General features: G+C 72.2%; 15 protein-coding genes. 12 read left to right on the forward strand and 3 right to left on the reverse strand.

Translation table 11 applies throughout. The features are described from left to right. Nucleotides 1-30: 30 nt before the first annotated feature. Nucleotides 31-891: a WD40 repeat domain-containing protein gene (locus ACQP00_RS36520; protein WP_433204751.1), complete on the reverse strand. Its 861-nt coding sequence runs from the start codon at nucleotides 889-891 to the stop codon at nucleotides 31-33. Nucleotides 892-991: 100 nt separating this feature from the next. Here ACQP00_RS36520 and ACQP00_RS36525 point away from each other — a divergent pair, with 100 nt between their 5' ends. Together ACQP00_RS36525 and ACQP00_RS36530 are read left to right on the forward strand one after the other, a co-directional pair. Beyond that, on the forward strand, nucleotides 992-1,312 hold the full coding sequence (locus ACQP00_RS36525) for an ArsR/SmtB family transcription factor (RefSeq protein ID WP_433045243.1): 321 nt from the start codon (nucleotides 992-994) through the stop codon (nucleotides 1,310-1,312). Nucleotides 1,313-1,319: 7 nt separating this feature from the next. Continuing rightward, nucleotides 1,320-2,192 (forward strand): SRPBCC domain-containing protein, encoded by an 873-nt coding sequence (locus tag ACQP00_RS36530; protein WP_433204755.1) that lies wholly within the window; start codon nucleotides 1,320-1,322, stop codon nucleotides 2,190-2,192. Here the strand turns inward: ACQP00_RS36530 and ACQP00_RS36535 are convergent. Continuing rightward, nucleotides 2,090-4,549 (reverse strand): GH116 family glycosyl hydrolase, encoded by a 2,460-nt coding sequence (locus ACQP00_RS36535; protein ID WP_433204758.1) that lies wholly within the window; start codon nucleotides 4,547-4,549, stop codon nucleotides 2,090-2,092. The genes ACQP00_RS36530 and ACQP00_RS36535 overlap by 103 nt on opposite strands. Before the next feature lie 86 nt (nucleotides 4,550-4,635). On the opposite strand from ACQP00_RS36535, the gene ACQP00_RS36540 reads away from it, so the two are divergent. From ACQP00_RS36540 to ACQP00_RS36585, 10 genes are all read left to right on the forward strand, one after another. Beyond that, nucleotides 4,636-5,601 (forward strand): LacI family DNA-binding transcriptional regulator, encoded by a 966-nt coding sequence (locus ACQP00_RS36540; protein WP_433204761.1) that lies wholly within the window; start codon nucleotides 4,636-4,638, stop codon nucleotides 5,599-5,601. Between the two features lie 150 nt (nucleotides 5,602-5,751). Continuing rightward, nucleotides 5,752-7,074 carry an ABC transporter substrate-binding protein gene (locus tag ACQP00_RS36545; protein WP_433204764.1) on the forward strand — a complete coding sequence of 441 codons (1,323 nt, stop codon included), beginning with the start codon at nucleotides 5,752-5,754 and terminating at the stop codon, nucleotides 7,072-7,074. Between the two features lies 1 nt (nucleotide 7,075). Further along, a complete protein-coding gene (locus ACQP00_RS36550; protein ID WP_433204767.1) occupies nucleotides 7,076-8,026 on the forward strand; it encodes a carbohydrate ABC transporter permease in 951 nt (316 codons plus the stop codon). After that, nucleotides 8,023-8,850, forward strand: a complete 828-nt coding sequence (locus tag ACQP00_RS36555; protein ID WP_433204770.1) for a carbohydrate ABC transporter permease — start codon at nucleotides 8,023-8,025, stop codon at nucleotides 8,848-8,850. Before ACQP00_RS36550 ends, ACQP00_RS36555 begins: the two co-directional genes overlap by 4 nt. Before the next feature lies 1 nt (nucleotide 8,851). Then, the gene (locus tag ACQP00_RS36560; protein ID WP_433204773.1) at nucleotides 8,852-9,439 is read left to right on the forward strand and encodes a hypothetical protein; all 588 of its coding nucleotides are present in this window, start codon (nucleotides 8,852-8,854) and stop codon (nucleotides 9,437-9,439) included. Next, a complete protein-coding gene (locus ACQP00_RS36565; protein ID WP_433204776.1) occupies nucleotides 9,436-10,275 on the forward strand; it encodes an alpha/beta hydrolase in 840 nt (279 codons plus the stop codon). The genes ACQP00_RS36560 and ACQP00_RS36565 overlap by 4 nt, the downstream gene beginning before the upstream one ends. Continuing rightward, complete coding sequence (locus ACQP00_RS36570) at nucleotides 10,272-11,240, forward strand: LacI family DNA-binding transcriptional regulator (RefSeq protein ID WP_433204778.1); 969 nt, start codon at nucleotides 10,272-10,274, stop codon at nucleotides 11,238-11,240. Before ACQP00_RS36565 ends, ACQP00_RS36570 begins: the two co-directional genes overlap by 4 nt. Continuing rightward, the gene (locus ACQP00_RS36575) at nucleotides 11,237-12,694 is read left to right on the forward strand and encodes an FGGY-family carbohydrate kinase (RefSeq protein ID WP_433204780.1); all 1,458 of its coding nucleotides are present in this window, start codon (nucleotides 11,237-11,239) and stop codon (nucleotides 12,692-12,694) included. Before ACQP00_RS36570 ends, ACQP00_RS36575 begins: the two co-directional genes overlap by 4 nt. A gap of 20 nt (nucleotides 12,695-12,714) precedes the next feature. After that, on the forward strand, nucleotides 12,715-14,331 hold the full coding sequence (locus tag ACQP00_RS36580; RefSeq protein ID WP_433204783.1) for a fucose isomerase: 1,617 nt from the start codon (nucleotides 12,715-12,717) through the stop codon (nucleotides 14,329-14,331). Between the two features lie 7 nt (nucleotides 14,332-14,338). After that, entirely contained in the window at nucleotides 14,339-14,722 is a 384-nt protein-coding gene (locus ACQP00_RS36585) for a VOC family protein (protein ID WP_433204786.1), read from the forward strand. Nucleotides 14,723-14,728: 6 nt separating this feature from the next. On the opposite strand, the gene ACQP00_RS36590 is transcribed toward ACQP00_RS36585, so the two are convergent. Next, complete coding sequence (locus tag ACQP00_RS36590; RefSeq protein WP_433204789.1) at nucleotides 14,729-15,052, reverse strand: VOC family protein; 324 nt, start codon at nucleotides 15,050-15,052, stop codon at nucleotides 14,729-14,731. Between the last annotated feature and the right edge of the window lie 53 nt (nucleotides 15,053-15,105).

Consider the following 15,105-nt stretch of genomic DNA (forward strand, 5'->3'; position numbering starts at 1 on the left):
AAAGTCGTCTCCGGGACGGCCGACCAAGCGTCACCCGAACAGCGGCTCGACAGTCAGCTCCCCGCCGGGATGGACCAGAACCACCAGAACCTCCCCGTCGAGCGAGAAGACAGCCCGAGCAAGCCCGGGAACAGCAACCCGCTCCCCCCGCTCCAGGTCCACGGCAACAGCGCTGTCGTACCGCCCGTCAGCGACAAGCAGCAGAGCGCAGGGCCGATCGAGCCGCCCCACGAAACACCCGGCGAGCCGAGCCCGCGACGGCACCGGAATCGGCGAACCGATCACCGCGCCGGTATGCGGCTCCCACCGATGCACGAACCCGTCCCAGTCGCACCCGACCAGCATCTCCCGACCGGAAGGCGCCAACGCCAGCCCCTCCAGCGACGACCCCACAGTCTGCTGCGGCGGCAACACCGGCTCCCCGGTCGCCGCGTCCCACCGGTACAGGCCGGTCTCGTCACAAGCGATCACCGTCGAACCACCGCCCGGCCGCGAAACCACGGTGACCGCGCGCAGCGAAGGCCCCACGAGCGGCCGCCGCCCAAGCCGCGAACCCGTCGCGGCGTCCCAGCGGTGCACGCCCGTTGGACCCGCGCCCACGATGACCGTGCCCGCCACCGCCACGTCCAGCACCTCGGCCGGGTCGAGGACCGGCGGTAGTTCCACGCCGGCGGCGAGGTCGAAGCGGCGCGGGCCGGTCGGCCCCGCGGCCAGCAGGAGCGTCCGGCCGCCGGGCAGGGCGAGCGACGAACGGACCGCCGCCGGCCAGGTGCCGCGCCGGGCCTTTGTGCGGGCGTCGAACAGCGGGCCGCACGGGGCCAGCAGCGGGCCGTCCGGGGTGGGTACGACGGCGATCCAGGCGGCCATCGGGGTCGCGGCGTTGAACCGCACGGCGGAACTCCTTGACGGCGGGCGGACCCACCTGCTTAGGTAACCGGGAGGTTAGATAACCAACTGGTTAGGTACGGACGTGAGCACTGATCGGCTGAGTATGACCTTCGCGGCTCTCGCGGACCCGACCCGGCGGGCGATTCTTGCGCGGCTCAGTGCGGGCGAGGCGAGCGTGAAGGAGCTGTCGGCGCCGTTCGCGATGAGTGGGCCGGCCGTGTCGAAGCATCTGCGGGTGCTCGAGCAGGCCGGGCTCATCTCGCGGGGGCGGGACGCGCAGTGGCGGCCGTGCCGGCTCGAGGCGGGGCCGCTCAAGGAAGTGGCGGCGTTCGCCGAGGAGTACCGGCGGTTCTGGGACGCCAGTTACGCACGCCTGGACGCATACCTGCAACTGGTACAAGACGGGATGACGGATGAACAGTGAGCTCGGCGTGACCGATTTCGAGCTGGACGGCGAGGCGGGCGTGCGCATCACGCGGGTCGTCGCGGCGCCCGCGGAGCTGGTGTTCGAGGTGCACACGAGCGCCCGGCACCTGCGGCACTGGATGCTCGGGCCGCCCGGGTGGACGATGGACGTCTGCGAGATCGACCTGCGGCCGGGCGGGCCCTTCCGGTACGTCTGGCACTCCGAGACCGGCGAGGAGCTGACCATCGCCGGGACGTACGAGGAGGTCGAGCGGCCGACGCGGATCGTGTCGACCGAGGCGTGGGCCGGGGACTGGCCCGCCACCCGCAACACGCTCACGTTCACCGACCTGGGCGGGCGGACCCGGATCACCACGCACATCGCGTACGTGTCGGCGCAGGCGCGGGACAACGCGGTGCGCAGCGGGATGCGGGAGGGGCTCGACGCCGGGTACGCGAACCTCGACGCGTACCTCGCCGGGCAGTTCTCCATGCGCCTCGAGCTGGTGCCGGTCCCGGTCGCCGACGTGGCCGCGGCGAAGGAGTTCTACGCCGAGAAGCTCGGCTTCGCCGTCGACCACGACATCGAGACGCCCGACGGGTCGCGGATCGTGCAGCTGACCCCGCCCGGGTCGGCGTGCTCGATCCTGCTCTCCCGCGGGCTGCCCGGGCTGGACCAGGCGCCGGGCGTCGTGCGCGGCCTGCACCTCGTCGTCGACGACGTGCGCCGGGCGCGCGAGGTGCTGCTCAAGCGCGGAGTCGAGGCCGGCGAGGTGCTGGACATGGGCGGAATCCTCTACGTGCCGCTCGCCGACCCCGACGGGAACTCGTGGATGCTGCAGGAGATCCCGCCGTCCACGCGGACCTCGAGCGAGCCCCAGGACGTGCCGGCGACGTAGGGGTACCGGCCGGGGCGCGCACCAGCCGTGCGCGTCCCGGCCGTCGCGTCGTGCCGGACCCCGGTCCAGGCGGTCAGCAGCGACCAGCCGGCCATCGCCCGCACGTAGTGGTCGCCGCACTCGATCTCGTTGAACGGGTTGCGCCGGGTCCCGTCGTAGCGGTCCCGCACGCCGCGGACGATCGCCAGGCCCTCCTCGTCGAGCCCCTCGTAGAAACAGTGCGCGGCCACCTGGTACTCCACGCCCGTCCAGACCTCGTCGCAGTAGCGCAGCGGGACGGCCGGGCGCCCGCCGTGCGGCCAGCTGCACACCACGAGGCCGGTCTCGTCGCCGTCGGCGAAGGCCCGATAGCCGTGCGGTTCGAAGTGCGTCCGGAGGTTGTACCGCACGATCGCCCGTAAAGCCGACCGCACCCGCTCGACCGGCAGCAGGTGGCCGAGCCCGAGCTCGTGCGCCCACCACTGCCCGAGCAGCTGGTCGGAGAGGCAGCCGGCGCCGAAGTCGTACGCCTCCCCCGTGCTCGGCTGCGCGTAGAACTCGCCGTTCCACAGCAGCTCGTCGTACGCCTTCGCGGCCCGCGTGAACGTGGCGCCCCAGTCTCCCCCGGCGCCCAGCAGCCCGGCCATCTCCTGCATCGCGCGCAGCGCGGCGAGCCACAGCGCACCGACGAACATGTTGGGGCCGTGCAGCGCGATGTCATACGTGACCGGCTGCTCGCCGCGGAGGACGCCGTCGCCCTCGCGATCCCAGGTGTCCGAGATATGCGACATAAGAGCAAAAAGCGGCTGCCACTGTACGCGCAGCCAATCCGTCCCGGCACCGTCCAGCACGCTGCGGTAGGTCTTCAGGACGGCGCCGAGCATGCCGTCCAGCGCCGGAGCGGCCGGCCCGCCGATCGCGACCCCGTGCAGCTGCGGGAGGTACAACGGCAGCACGACCCGGTGCGGGATCGAACCGTCGGCCGCCTGCACGAGGAACTCGGTCTCCCGCATGTCCCGCCCGATCGACGGGAAGAGCCGGGCCAGGGCCTGCTCGTAGTTGAGCACGTGGTTGCAGTTGAGCGGGCACGAGCCGCCCGCGTCGCCGTTCCAGTTGCGGGTCGAGGCGCCCAGCGCCCCCTCGAACGCGAACGTGCGCCCGTCGGCGGTGCGGAAGATGCTCGGCGAGCGGACCAGGGCCGGCTGCGCCGCGATCGTCGCCCGCAGCGGCTCCGGCAGGTCGCTGCCGGCCACGGCGTCGGCCCACGCGCGGGAGGCGGCGTCGAGCCGGTCCCGGTCGGCCAGGTACGCGTCGAGCACGTCGAGCGCCCCGCCGAACCGGGTCGCGTAGTGGTTGCCGACCCAGAAGCGGGATGGGCCGTACACCTGCTGGGGTCCGAACCGGTCGAAGTCGGCGTAGCGGTTCGGGAACCACCACGCGTGCACGACGTCGATGGTCGTCGACTCCCCCGGTGCGAGGGCGAACGCGGCGGCCAGGCCGGCGTCCCAGGTGTGCCCGGCCGGGCTCGGGCCGCTCGGCACGCGCATCGGGGACGCGCCGGGGCCGAGCGCCGCCCGCAGCGCCGCGTCGGACCAGTCGCCCAGTTGCGTCGGAGCCACCAGTCGTACCGTCTCCACGAACCGCAGCAGCGCCTCGGCGTCATGGGCGCGGGGCAGCACGGCGGCGGGCGCGTCGGTCCACAGCAGCAGCTCGCCTGCGGCCGGATCGTCGTCGGCCAGCCCCGGATGGTCCATGAGCACGCCGGTCTGCCCCGGCCGGCGCAGGACCCGGTTGACGTTGCCGCCGTACCCGGCGCCGCGGGTCCCGGCGATCGGCGTGACGCCGTCCCAGCCGGCCGCGTTCTGCAGCGCGGCGAGCAGGAACCCGTGCCGGAACTCGGCGCTGTCGTTGCGGATCGTGAACCGGTAGCGGACCAGCGGCAGGCCGCTCGCCTCGGCGTCGAGCGGCACGAACGGGGTGTGCGCCTCGAGCGACACGGCGACCGGCAGCGCGGGGTCGTGGTACGTCACGGTCGCGAACGGGTACGCCGCGTCGAACGTCGTGTCCGCCACGAACGGCCAGCGCGAGGCCAGCTCCGCGGCCCGGTCCGCGTCGGGGACGTCGGCGTCGGAGACGTTCGCGGCCGGGTCCGGGTGCGGGGCGATCGGCGCGGCCCGCAGCAGCCGCACCACGTCGTCCGGCGGCTCCAGGGACGAGACCCGCAGCGCGAAGAACGAGTCGGGCAGCAGCCCGGCGTGGTTGGGCGGGCCGTTGAGCTGCCACTGCCGCAGCGCACCGTCGCCGCACAGCGCCACGTGCCCGGTGCCGAGCCCGCCGAGCGGGAACGCCACCGCGCGCCGCGCGTCTCCGGTGAACACACGATCCTCCAGGGGTACTTGAAATCGATTTCACGGAACGTAGATCCTTGCCCCCGCGCTGTCAAGACGCCCTAAAGTCAGTCGCTATGGCCACGATCTACGAGGTAGCCGCACTCGCCGGCGTCTCACCCGCGACCGTCTCGCGGGTCTTCAACGGCAACACGGTCTCGCCCGAGAAGCAGCGGGCCGTGCGCGACGCCGCCGCCAAGCTGGCCTTCACCCCGAACAAGACCGCCCGCCGGCTGCGCAAGCAGAGCTCCGAGGTGGTCGCGCTGCTCATCCCCGACATCGAGAACCCGTTCTTCACCGCCCTGGCCCGGGGCGTGGAGGACCGGGCCCAGGAGTCGGGCTTCTCCGTGGTGCTGTGCAACACCGACGACGACCCCGGCAAGGAGCTGCGCTACCTGGAGATCGCCGCGTCGGAGCAGATGGCCGGCGTGATCCTGGCGCCCGCCTCCGACGAGGCCGACCTGGGCGCGATCGCCTCGCTCGGCCGCCCGGTGGTGGCCGTGGACCGCACCACGCCGTACCCGGTCGACGCGGTCAAGGTCGACAACCGGGCGGCCGGCATCGCGGCCACCACGGCGCTGTTCGACGCCGGCTTCCGCCGCATCGCCTGCATCGCCGGCCCGGTCGGGATCGAGGCGACCGAGGACCGGTTCCTGGGCTGGCGGCAGGTGATGACCGCCCGGCGGGCCGCGGTGCCCGAGCCGTTCCTGCAGCACGCCAACTTCCGCGCCGACGGCGGGCACGCGGCCATGCGGCGGCTGCTGGACCTGCCCGAACCCCCTGACGCGGTGCTGACTACGAACAACCTCATGGGCGTGGGCGCGTTGCAGGCGATCGTCGAGCACGGCGTCGACCCGGCCAGGTTCGGCCTGGCCGTCGTCGGCGAACTGCCGTTCATGTTCCTGACCCCGCCGGCCGTGGTGCAGGTCCGGCTCCCGGCCCGCCACCTGGGCACCACCGCGGCCACGATGCTCCTCGAACGCATCGGCGGGGACGCCCAGCCGCCCCGCACCATCGTCCTGCGGGCCGAGCTGGCGCCCTGAGCTGCAATCGATACCACACGGCAAACTTCCTGATCAGGGCTGACGTGACGAGGGTGCGGAGGGGTTCTTGACGAAATCGATTTCTTGGACTTCACTGTGCCCACCGCACCGCCTCCCAACCTCACCTCAATCCGAGAGGGACGCAGGCTCATGAACACCCCGTTACGCAAGCTCGCGCTGCTCTGCGCGACCGCCGCGCTCGCGGTCACACCCTTGGCGGGCTGCTCGAACGACGACTCCGGCGCATCCTCCGGCGACGGCAAGTCGCTGGAGATCGTCTACTGGAACTACGGGCCGGCCGCCGAGTCCGGCAACAAGGCCACGGCCGACGCCTTCATGGCCGCCCACGCCGGCACCAAGGTGACGCTCACCCCCGTCACCGGCGAGAACTGGGGCACCTACTACGCCAACGTCGCCACCCTCATCGCCTCCGGCAAGCGCCCCGACGTCATGGTCATCTCCGGCGAGGGCGCCCAGTTCGTGCACGCCAACAACCTGGTGCTGCCGATCAACAAGTACCTGGACAAGGACGCCGAGGCCAAGACGCTCACCGGCGACATCGCCAAGGGCCTCATCGACGGCTTCACGGTCAAGGGCGACGTCGTCACGCTGACCTACGGCTGGAACGACATGGTCGTCTACTACAACACCGACGTGTTCAAGGCGGCCGGTGTGGAGCCGCCGAAGGCCGACTGGACCTGGTCGGACTTCGAGGCCACGGCCAAGAAGCTCACCGCCGACACCAACGGCGACGGCAAGCCCGACCGCTACGGCTTCACCTGGGCCAGCAACGAGATCTTCCCCGGCATCATGCCCTGGGTGGCCAACGCCGGCGGCAACCTCACCAGCGACGACGTGTGCCAGGCGACGGCCGACACGCCACAGGTCAACAAGGCCGTGTCGTTCCTGGAGAACCTCATCAAGGAGAACGTCGCCCCGGCCCCGATGCCGATGAGCGACGTGTTCACCCGCTTCCAGAACGGCCAGGTCGCCATGTTCGGCGCCGGGCGCTGGCCCATCGCCACGTTCCTGCCGGCCGGCTTCAAGGCCTTCGACATCCAGCTGTACCCGAAGGGCGACACCTACAAGACGGTCTTCGGCGGCGCCGGCTACCCGATCCTCAAGTCGTCGAAGAACCCGGACCTCGCCTGGGAGTACCAGAAGTTCACGGTCAGCGAGGACATCGAGAAGCAGTACGTCGGCACCCCCGACAAGCCCGGCGACTCGATCCCGTCGCGGCGCTCGCTCGCCCAGACCATCTCCAAGGTCGGCGTCCCGCCCAAGAACTCCGACCTCTACTACGACAGCATCGACAAGTACCCGACGCTCGTGCCGTACCCGGCGCCCGCGAAGTACAGCGCGTTCGAGTCGACCACCCTGCGCCACCTGCAGCTCATCTTCGCCGGCGAGGTCAGCGTGGCCGACGGCCTCAAGAACATGCAGGGCGAGCTGAGCAGCATCGTGACCTGCTGAGATGGCGAGCCTGATGACACCCGGCACCATCCCTCCGGCCGCGGTCGACCTCGACCCCGGCCGGGGGGTCCCCCGCCGCCGGCGCCGCGACGGCCTCGCCGCCCTCGCGTTCCTGTCCCCGTCGATCGTGACGTTCCTGGTCTTCGTGCTCGCCCCGACGGCGGGCGTGCTGTACCTGAGCTTCTTCGACTGGAACCTGCTCAGCGACGGCGAGTTCGTCGGCTTCGACAACTTCGACCGGCTGGCCCACGACGAGCGGCTGCTCGGCGTGTACGGCTCCACCGCTTACATGGCCGTGGCCATCCTCGCCGTCAACGTGGTCGTCGGCCTGCTGCTCGCGGTCCTGCTGGAGACCCGGATGCCCCGCTGGGTGCGCGGCTTCTTCCGGCTGTCCTACCTGTTCCCGTTCGTGGTGTCGGCCTCCGCCGTCGCGCTGATCTGGCGCTTCCTGCTCAACAAGGATCTCGGCCTGGTCAACTGGGCCCTGGGCCTGCTCGGCGTCGACCGCATCGACTGGCTCGGGTCCTCGGCCTTCGCGCCGGTCTCGGTGATCCTGGTCAACTCGTGGAAGACGATCGGCTTCTCGATTCTCGTGTACATCGCGGGCCTGCAAGCCATCCCGGACGCGCTGAAGGAGGCGGCGATCGTCGACGGGGCCAACGCTTGGACCCGGTTCTGGCGCATCACGTTCCCGATGCTGTCCCCGACGATCTTCTTCCTGGTCGTCATCAACACCATCAACTCGTTCCAGATCTTCGCCGAGCCGCGCGTGCTCACCCAGGGCGGTCCCGGCGACGCGAGCCGGACGATCGTCGAGTACCTCTACGACCGCGCGTTCGGCGACTTCGACCTCGGCTACGCCTCCGCCATCGGCATCACCTTCATGCTGGTCCTGATCGTCCTCACGGCGATCCAGTTCCGGCTCTCGAGAAGATGGACGTTCTACGATTGAGCCGCATCCTCGCCCGGCTGGCGACGTTCGCGATCCTGATCGTCGCCGCCCTCGCCATCTCGGCGCCGTTCCTCTGGATCTTCCGGGGCGCGTTCTCGGCCTCGGACGCGGAGCTGTACCGGCTGCCGCCCACGTTCGACCCGGACAACCTGACGGGCGCGAACTTCGGCAAGGTCACCGACCAGGTGCCGTACTTCCGGTTCTTCCTGAACTCGATCATCGTGTCCACCACGATCACGGTCGCGCAGCTCATCACCTGCTCCACGGCCGGCTACGCGTTCGCCAGGCTGCGCTTCCGCGGCAAGGGCGTGCTGTTCGCGGTGGTCATCGGCTCGCTCATGATCCCGATCCAGGTGACGATCGTGCCGCTGTTCCTGGTCATGTCGAAGCTGCAGCTGACCAACACGCTGTGGGCGCTGATCCTGCCGGGGATCTTCAGCGCGTTCGGCATCTTCCTGCTCCGCCAGCACTTCCTCGCGCTGCCCCACGAGCTGGAGGAGGCGGCCAAGCTCGACGGCGCCGGGCACTTCCGGACGTTCGCCCGGGTCATCCTGCCGCTGTCCGGCCCGTCGATCGCGACCCTCGGCATCCTCTGCTTCACGTACTGGTGGAACGACCTCCTCCTGCCGCTGGTCATGATCAGCGACACCGACCGGCAGACCCTCCCCGTGGGCCTGGTGCTGCTGGCCGGCCGGTTCTCCACCGGCTCGCTGGGCACCATCGCGGCCGGCATCGCCATGGCCATCGTGCCCGTGCTGGTCGTGTTCATCGTGGCCCAGCGGTACATCGTGCAATCGATCGCCTCCAGTGGATTGAAGCTCTGACATGGACAACCTCACCCTGCCCGCCCTCACCTGGTCCGGCGCCACCGCCTTCTGGCACGAGCTGCCCCGGAACCTGACCGCCGGGCTGGTGCTCGGACTCAGCGCGGTGCCCCTCGGCGCGGCCCTGCTCGCCGGCGCGCCCGGCTGGGTCGCCGCCGCGGCCGTGCTCCCGGTGACGCTCGCCCTGACCGGCCTGGCCGCGCTCACCGCCGACGACCGGGGGCTCGCCGCCCTGCGGCGCGTCGACCCGGTGCTGGCCCTGCTCCTCTCGGTCGCCGGTCTGGCACTGCTCGCCCCGTGGGGCGTCGTGCCGGCCGCGGCCGTCCTCCTCGTCGGGCCCTACGCGCTCGCATACGGTGCGGTTCGAGGCAGGCGCGGCCTGGCGGCGCTGCGCGGCGGGGTCATCCTCGCCGCGTACCGCCCCGCCTGGGCCCTGACCCTGACCGCCCTCACGGTGCTCGGCGCCTTCGCGGCGGCCGCCTCCGCCGGGGTGCTCGCGCCGGTCGTCGCGCCGCTGCTGCTGACCATCGCGGCCCGCCAGACCACCGCCCTCCTCGCCGAGATCGACACCCTGCAGGGCGCCCGATGATCCCGCTCACCGACGCACTCCCGGACGGCCCGCTCTCGGTGGCGGCGGTCCGTGCCGTCGATGACGGCCTGCGGGTCCTCGTGGCGCCCGCGAAGGCACCCCGGGTCGCCGGCAACCTGCGCGTGCACGGGTCGGGCGAGGCGTGCGTGCTGTGGATCCACGGGGGCGGGATGTTCCTGGGCGCGGCCGAGTACGAGGACGCGTTCTGCTGCGACCTCGCCGACCAGCTCGGCGCCGCCGTGGTGGCCGTCGACTACCGGCTCGCGCCCGAGCATCCGCACCCGGCGCCGCTCGAAGACTGCCGTGCCGCGCTCGAATGGTGCGCGGAGCGGTATCAGCGGGTCGTCGTGGCCGGGCGCAGTGCGGGGGGCGGGCTGGCCGCCGCGCTGTGCCTGCTCAACCGGGACCGGCACGGGCCCGCCATCGCGGCCGCGCATCTCTGGTACCCGATGCTCGACGACCGGCACCAGACCCCGAGCGCCACCGAGCTCGCCGACGCGCCCGTGTGGAACCGGCGGCTGTCCGAGCTGGCGTGGGCCGCGTACCTCGGCGGGGAGCCGGCCGACGAGTATGCCGCCCCGGCGCGGGCCACCGAGCTCGCCGGGCTGCCGCCCACGTACCTCGACTGCGGCGACCGCGACCTGTTCCGCGACGAGACCGCGGACTACGCGCGGCGGCTGGAGGCACAGGGAGTACCGACGCGGCGGTTCGAAATCGCCGGCGGCGTGCACGCCTTCGACCTGTTCGACCCCGGCGCCGCCATCAGTGTGGAAACCGGACGGCGGCGGCTCGAGGCGCTGCGGCGGTCGCTCGGTGAGGACTTCCGCGCGTGGTGACGATCTACGAGGTGGCGGCCAAGGCCGGCGTCTCCCCCGCCACGGTCAGCCGGGTGCTCAACGGCGCCCGGGTCTCCGCCGAGTCCGAGCGGCTCGTGCGGGCCGCCGCCACCGAGCTCGACTTCACGCCCAACCGGACCGCGCGGCGGCTGCGCGGGCAGCGCTCGGCGGTGATCGGGCTGATCATCCCCGACATCGAGAACCCGTTCTTCACCGCGCTCGCCCGCGGGGTCGAGAACCGGGCGCGGGCCGCCGGGTACTCGGTCGTGCTGTGCAACACCGACGAGGACCCGGAGCGGGAGGCCACGTACATCGACATCGCGCTCGCCGAGCACATGGCCGGGGTGATCCTCGCGCCGGCCGACGACGCCAGCGACGTGAGCCGGCTCGTGGCCAGCCGGCGGCCCGTCGTCGCCGTCGACCGCAGCCTGGCCCGCGCCGACGTGGACGCGGTCACCGTCGACAACCGGGCCGGCGGGCGCTCCGCCGCCGAGTCGCTGTTCGCGGCCGGGTTCACCCGGGTCGCCTGCATCACCGGGCCCAGCTCGGTCGAGACCGCGCAGCTGCGGATGGCGGGCTGGCGGCAGGCGGCGGCCCGGCACGCCGGGCCCGCGTACCTGGAGGAGCTGCTGCGCTACGCCGACTACCGCGTCGACGGCGGCCGGCAGGCGATGGCCGAGCTGCTCGCGCTGCCGGAGCCGCCGGACGCGGCCGTGGTCGCGAACAACCTCATGGCCGCCGGTGCCCTCGACGCGCTGCACGACGCCGGGCTCGCGCCGCCCGGGTTCGGCCTGGCCGTCTTCGGCGACCTGCCGTTCGCGTCGTTCGGCCGGCGCGGCATCCGGGTCGTCGACGTCCCGGCCCGCGAGCTCGGCGAGGCCGCCGCGACGCTGCTGCTGGAGCGCATCGGCGGGGATGCCGGGCCCGCGAAGACCGTCGTCCTGCGCACCAGGGAGCAGACGTGAGCCTGTTCTTCGGGATCGACATCGGTACCTCCACCACCAAGGCCGTCCTCGTCGACGCGCACGGCACCGTGGTGCGCTCGGCGGTGCGCCCGCACGCCGTGCAGCGCCCGCGGCCGGGGCACGTCGAGATGGACGGCGCGATCTGGTGGGACGAGTTCGTGTCCCTGGCCGAGGAGCTGACCGCCGGCGTCACCGTCGCCGCCGTCGGGGTCAGCGGCATGGGCCCGTGCGTGCTGCTGACCGACGCCGAGGATATCCCGCTGCGCCCGGCCATCCTGTACGGCGTCGACACCCGCGCCACCGCCGAGATCGCCGCCCTCACCGAGCGGCTGGGCGGCGCCGACGCGATCCGCGCGCGCTGCGGTTCGGCCCTGTCGTCCCAGGCCGTGGGGCCGAAGCTCGCCTGGGTCGCCGGGCACGAACCGGCGCTCTACGCGCGGGCCCGCAGACTGTTCATGCCGGCGTCGTGGCTGCAGTACAAGCTGACCGGCTCCTATGTTCTGGACTTCCACTCGGCGAGCCAGTGCACGCCGCTGTTCGACACGCACGCGCTCGCGTGGCACGAGCCCTGGGCGCGGCTGGTCGCGCCCGGCCTGGAGCTGCCGGCGCTGGCCTGGCCCGGCGACGTGGCCGGCGCCACCACGCACGCGATCGGCGGCATCCCGGCGGGCACCCCGGTCATCGCCGGGACCATCGACGCCTGGACCGAGGCGGTCAGCGTCGGCGCCCAGCGGCCCGGCGACCTCATGCTCATGTACGGCACCACGATGTTCCTCATCGCGACCGTCGAGGAGGCGCTGACCAGCCCGGTCATGTGGGGTACCGTCGGCGCCCTTCCCGGCACCCGCAACCTGGCCGGCGGGATGGCCACCTCCGGCGCCGTGACCGCGTGGCTGTCCGAGCTCACCGGGGCCGGCTACCCCGAGCTGCTGGCCGAGGCGGAGGCGTCCGGGCCGGGCGCGCGGGGGCTGCTGATGCTGCCGTACCTCGCCGGGGAGCGCACCCCGATCCAGGACCCGGACGCGCGCGGCGTGATCGCCGGGCTGACCCTGTCACACACCCGCGGCGACCTGTACCGGGCCGCGCTGGAGGCGACCGCGCTCGGGGTGCGGCACAACGTCGAGGCGCTGCGCACGGCCGGCGCGGACATCACGCGGGTGGTGGCGGTCGGCGGCGGCACCCAGGGCGGCCTGTGGACCGAGATCGTCTCCGCCGTCACCGGCCTGGCCCAGGTCGTGCCGCGGGTGACCGTCGGCGCCTCGTACGGAGCCGCCTACCTCGCCGCCTGCACGTTCGGCGCGTTCGACATCGAGCGCTGGAACCCGGCCGCCCACGTCGTCGAGCCCGCCCCGGCCGCGGTGTACGAGGAGCTCTACGCGTTGTACCGCGACCTGTACCCGGCCACCAGCACCATCGTCCACACGCTCGCGGCCCACCAGCGGCTGCTCGCGTGACGTCTCCCGGAGGACCCCCTATGAGCACCTACACCCTCCCCGCCGCACCCACCCGCCCGGCCGCCGAGCCGAACACCGCGTACCTCGTCGCCAGCGGCGACCTGCGCCCCGCCGCCAATGAGGCCGGGTGGCCGACGCAGGTCGCGATGGAGGCCGCCGTCACCGCCGCGCTCGCCGAGCTCGGCTGGTCCGTGCGGCGCGCCCACGACGGCTTCATCTCCAGCCAGCGGATGGGCCTGGAGGTCTTCAAGACCATCCCGCCGGACGCGCCGCTGATCGTGGCGGAGGCGGTCTGGCAGTACTCCCACCACATCCTGGCCGGGCTGCGCACCCACCGCGGCCCGATCCTGACCGTGGCCAACTTCGCCGGCGACTGGCCCGGCCTGGTCGGGCTGCTCGGCGTCAACGCGGGCATGGCCAAGATGGGCGTGCCCTACTCCACGCTGTGGTCGGTCGACTTCACCGACGACTGGTTCAAGGCCGGGCTGCGCTCGTGGGTCACCACCGGTTCGGTCCCGCACGACACGTCCCACGTGCGGGATCTTCCTTCGTTGGTACCGTCGGCCGAGGTCGACCTGGGCCGCGCGCTCGCCGCGCAGCTGCTCGCCGACAAGGCCATCATCGGCGTGTTCGACGAGGGCTGCATGGGGATGTACAACGCGATCATCGACGACGAGCTGCTCAACCCGATCGGCATCTACAAGGAGCGGCTCTCGCAGAGCGCGCTGTGGGCCGAGATGCAGCGCGTCCCCGACGCCGAGGCTTCCGCTGCCTTCGACTGGCTCACTGCCGCCGGCATGACGTTCCGCTTCGGCGCCGACGCGGCCACGGAGCTCACCCGCGAGCAGGTGCAGTGGCAGCTGAAGATGTACATCGCCGCCCTGCGCATCGCCGACGACTTCGGCCTGGACGCGGCCGGCATCCAGTACCAGCAAGGCTTGAAGGACCTCTGCCCGGCCTCCGACCTGGCCGAGGGCCTGCTCAACAACGCCGACCGCCCGCCGGTCACCTCGCGCGACGGGGCCCGGGTGCTGTGGGACGGCGTGCCGCTGCCGCACTTCAACGAGGCCGACGAGGGCGTCGCCGTGGACGCGCTCGTCACCAACCGGATCTGGACCGCGATGGGCCTCGACCCGGCCACGACGCTGCACGACGTGCGGTGGGGCGAGGACTTCGACGGTACCTTCGTGTGGGTCTGGGAGATCTCCGGCTCGGTCCCGGCCTCGCACTTCGCCACCGGCTACGCGGAGGCGGAGGGCTGGCGGCAGGACCCGGTGTACTTCCCGCTCGGCGGCTCCACCATCAAGGGCATCTGCAAGCCGGGCGAGGTGGTCTGGAGCCGCGTCTTCGTCCAGGGCGGCAAGCTGCACGCCGACCTGGGCCGCGCCTCGGCGGTGTCGCTGCCGGCCGACGAGTCGCAGCGCCGCTCGAAGGCCACCACGCCCGCCTGGCCGATCATGCACGCGGTCCTGCACGGCGTGACCCGCGACCAGTTCATGGCCCGGCACAAGGCGAACCACCTCAACGTCGCCTACGCCCCGGACGCTGCTGTCGCTGACAAGGCGCTGCTGGTGAAGGCCGCCCTCCTCGCCGAGCTGGGCGTCGAGGTCCACCTGTGCGGGAATGTGTCGATATGATCGCCGGATGACGTCGGTCAGGCAGGTCAGGCAGGTTCAGGTCACCTTCGACTGCGCGGACCCCGAGCGCCTCGCCCGCTTCTGGTGCGAGGTGCTCGGCTACGTGATCGAGCCGGACGACACCACCGCCTGCGTGGACCCCAACGGCGTCGGCCCGCGCCTGTACTTCCAGCAGGTCCCCGAGGGCAAGGCCGTCAAGAACCGCGTCCACCTGGACGTGCGGGTCGGCACCGGCCTGGTCGGCGCCGAACGGCTCGCGGTCCTGGAGTCCGAGTCCGCGCGGCTGGTCGCCCTGGGCGCGGCGCGCGGCGACCTCCTGATCGCCGACGGCGTCAACGAGTCATGCCAGAACATGCGCGACATCGAGGGCAACGAGTTCTGCCTCGACTGAGCCTTCTCAGCGCGGGTCGTCGAGCTCGATCAGCTCCAGGAGGTTGCCCTCGCTGTCCTTGAACCAGGCCGCCCGCCCGACCGGGGTCGGCGCGAACTGCTCGAACGCGACCCCGCGCCCGCGCAGCTCGGCCACCACCACCTCCAGGTCGTCCACCACGAAGCAGGCGATGCAGTGCCGCGCGGCCCCGGCATCGGCCGCGGTGAAGACCACGAAGAGCGTGTCGCCGCTGCGGTACAGCAACGAGTCCGGCAGCTCCTGCACGGGCACGAGGCCCAGCCGGCTGCGGTACCACTCCCGCACCCGGGCCAGATCGGCGGCGGGAATCATCGGGCGCATCGAGCGTGCACGCAACATCCCGCGCGACTACCCGGCCGCCGCCC

Origin of the sequence: Dactylosporangium sp. CS-047395, from assembly GCF_050942185.1 — a bacterium.
In the GTDB taxonomy this organism is placed as follows: Bacteria; Actinomycetota; Actinomycetes; order Mycobacteriales; family Micromonosporaceae; genus Dactylosporangium.

Excerpts from the sequence above, each read along its gene's own strand:
- ACQP00_RS36580 (WP_433204783.1), top strand. The coding sequence starts at position 12,715 with ATGAGCACCTACACCCTCCCCGCCGCACCCACCCGCCCGGCCGCCGAG.
- ACQP00_RS36585 (WP_433204786.1), top strand. The coding sequence starts at position 14,339 with ATGACGTCGGTCAGGCAGGTCAGGCAGGTTCAGGTCACCTTCGACTGC.
- ACQP00_RS36540 (WP_433204761.1), top strand. The coding sequence starts at position 4,636 with ATGGCCACGATCTACGAGGTAGCCGCACTCGCCGGCGTCTCACCCGCG.
- ACQP00_RS36565 (WP_433204776.1), top strand. The coding sequence starts at position 9,436 with ATGATCCCGCTCACCGACGCACTCCCGGACGGCCCGCTCTCGGTGGCG.
- ACQP00_RS36525 (WP_433045243.1), top strand. The coding sequence starts at position 992 with ATGACCTTCGCGGCTCTCGCGGACCCGACCCGGCGGGCGATTCTTGCG.
- ACQP00_RS36590 (WP_433204789.1), bottom strand. The coding sequence starts at position 15,052 with ATGATTCCCGCCGCCGATCTGGCCCGGGTGCGGGAGTGGTACCGCAGC.
- ACQP00_RS36550 (WP_433204767.1), top strand. The coding sequence starts at position 7,076 with ATGGCGAGCCTGATGACACCCGGCACCATCCCTCCGGCCGCGGTCGAC.
- ACQP00_RS36545 (WP_433204764.1), top strand. The coding sequence starts at position 5,752 with ATGAACACCCCGTTACGCAAGCTCGCGCTGCTCTGCGCGACCGCCGCG.
- ACQP00_RS36560 (WP_433204773.1), top strand. The coding sequence starts at position 8,852 with ATGGACAACCTCACCCTGCCCGCCCTCACCTGGTCCGGCGCCACCGCC.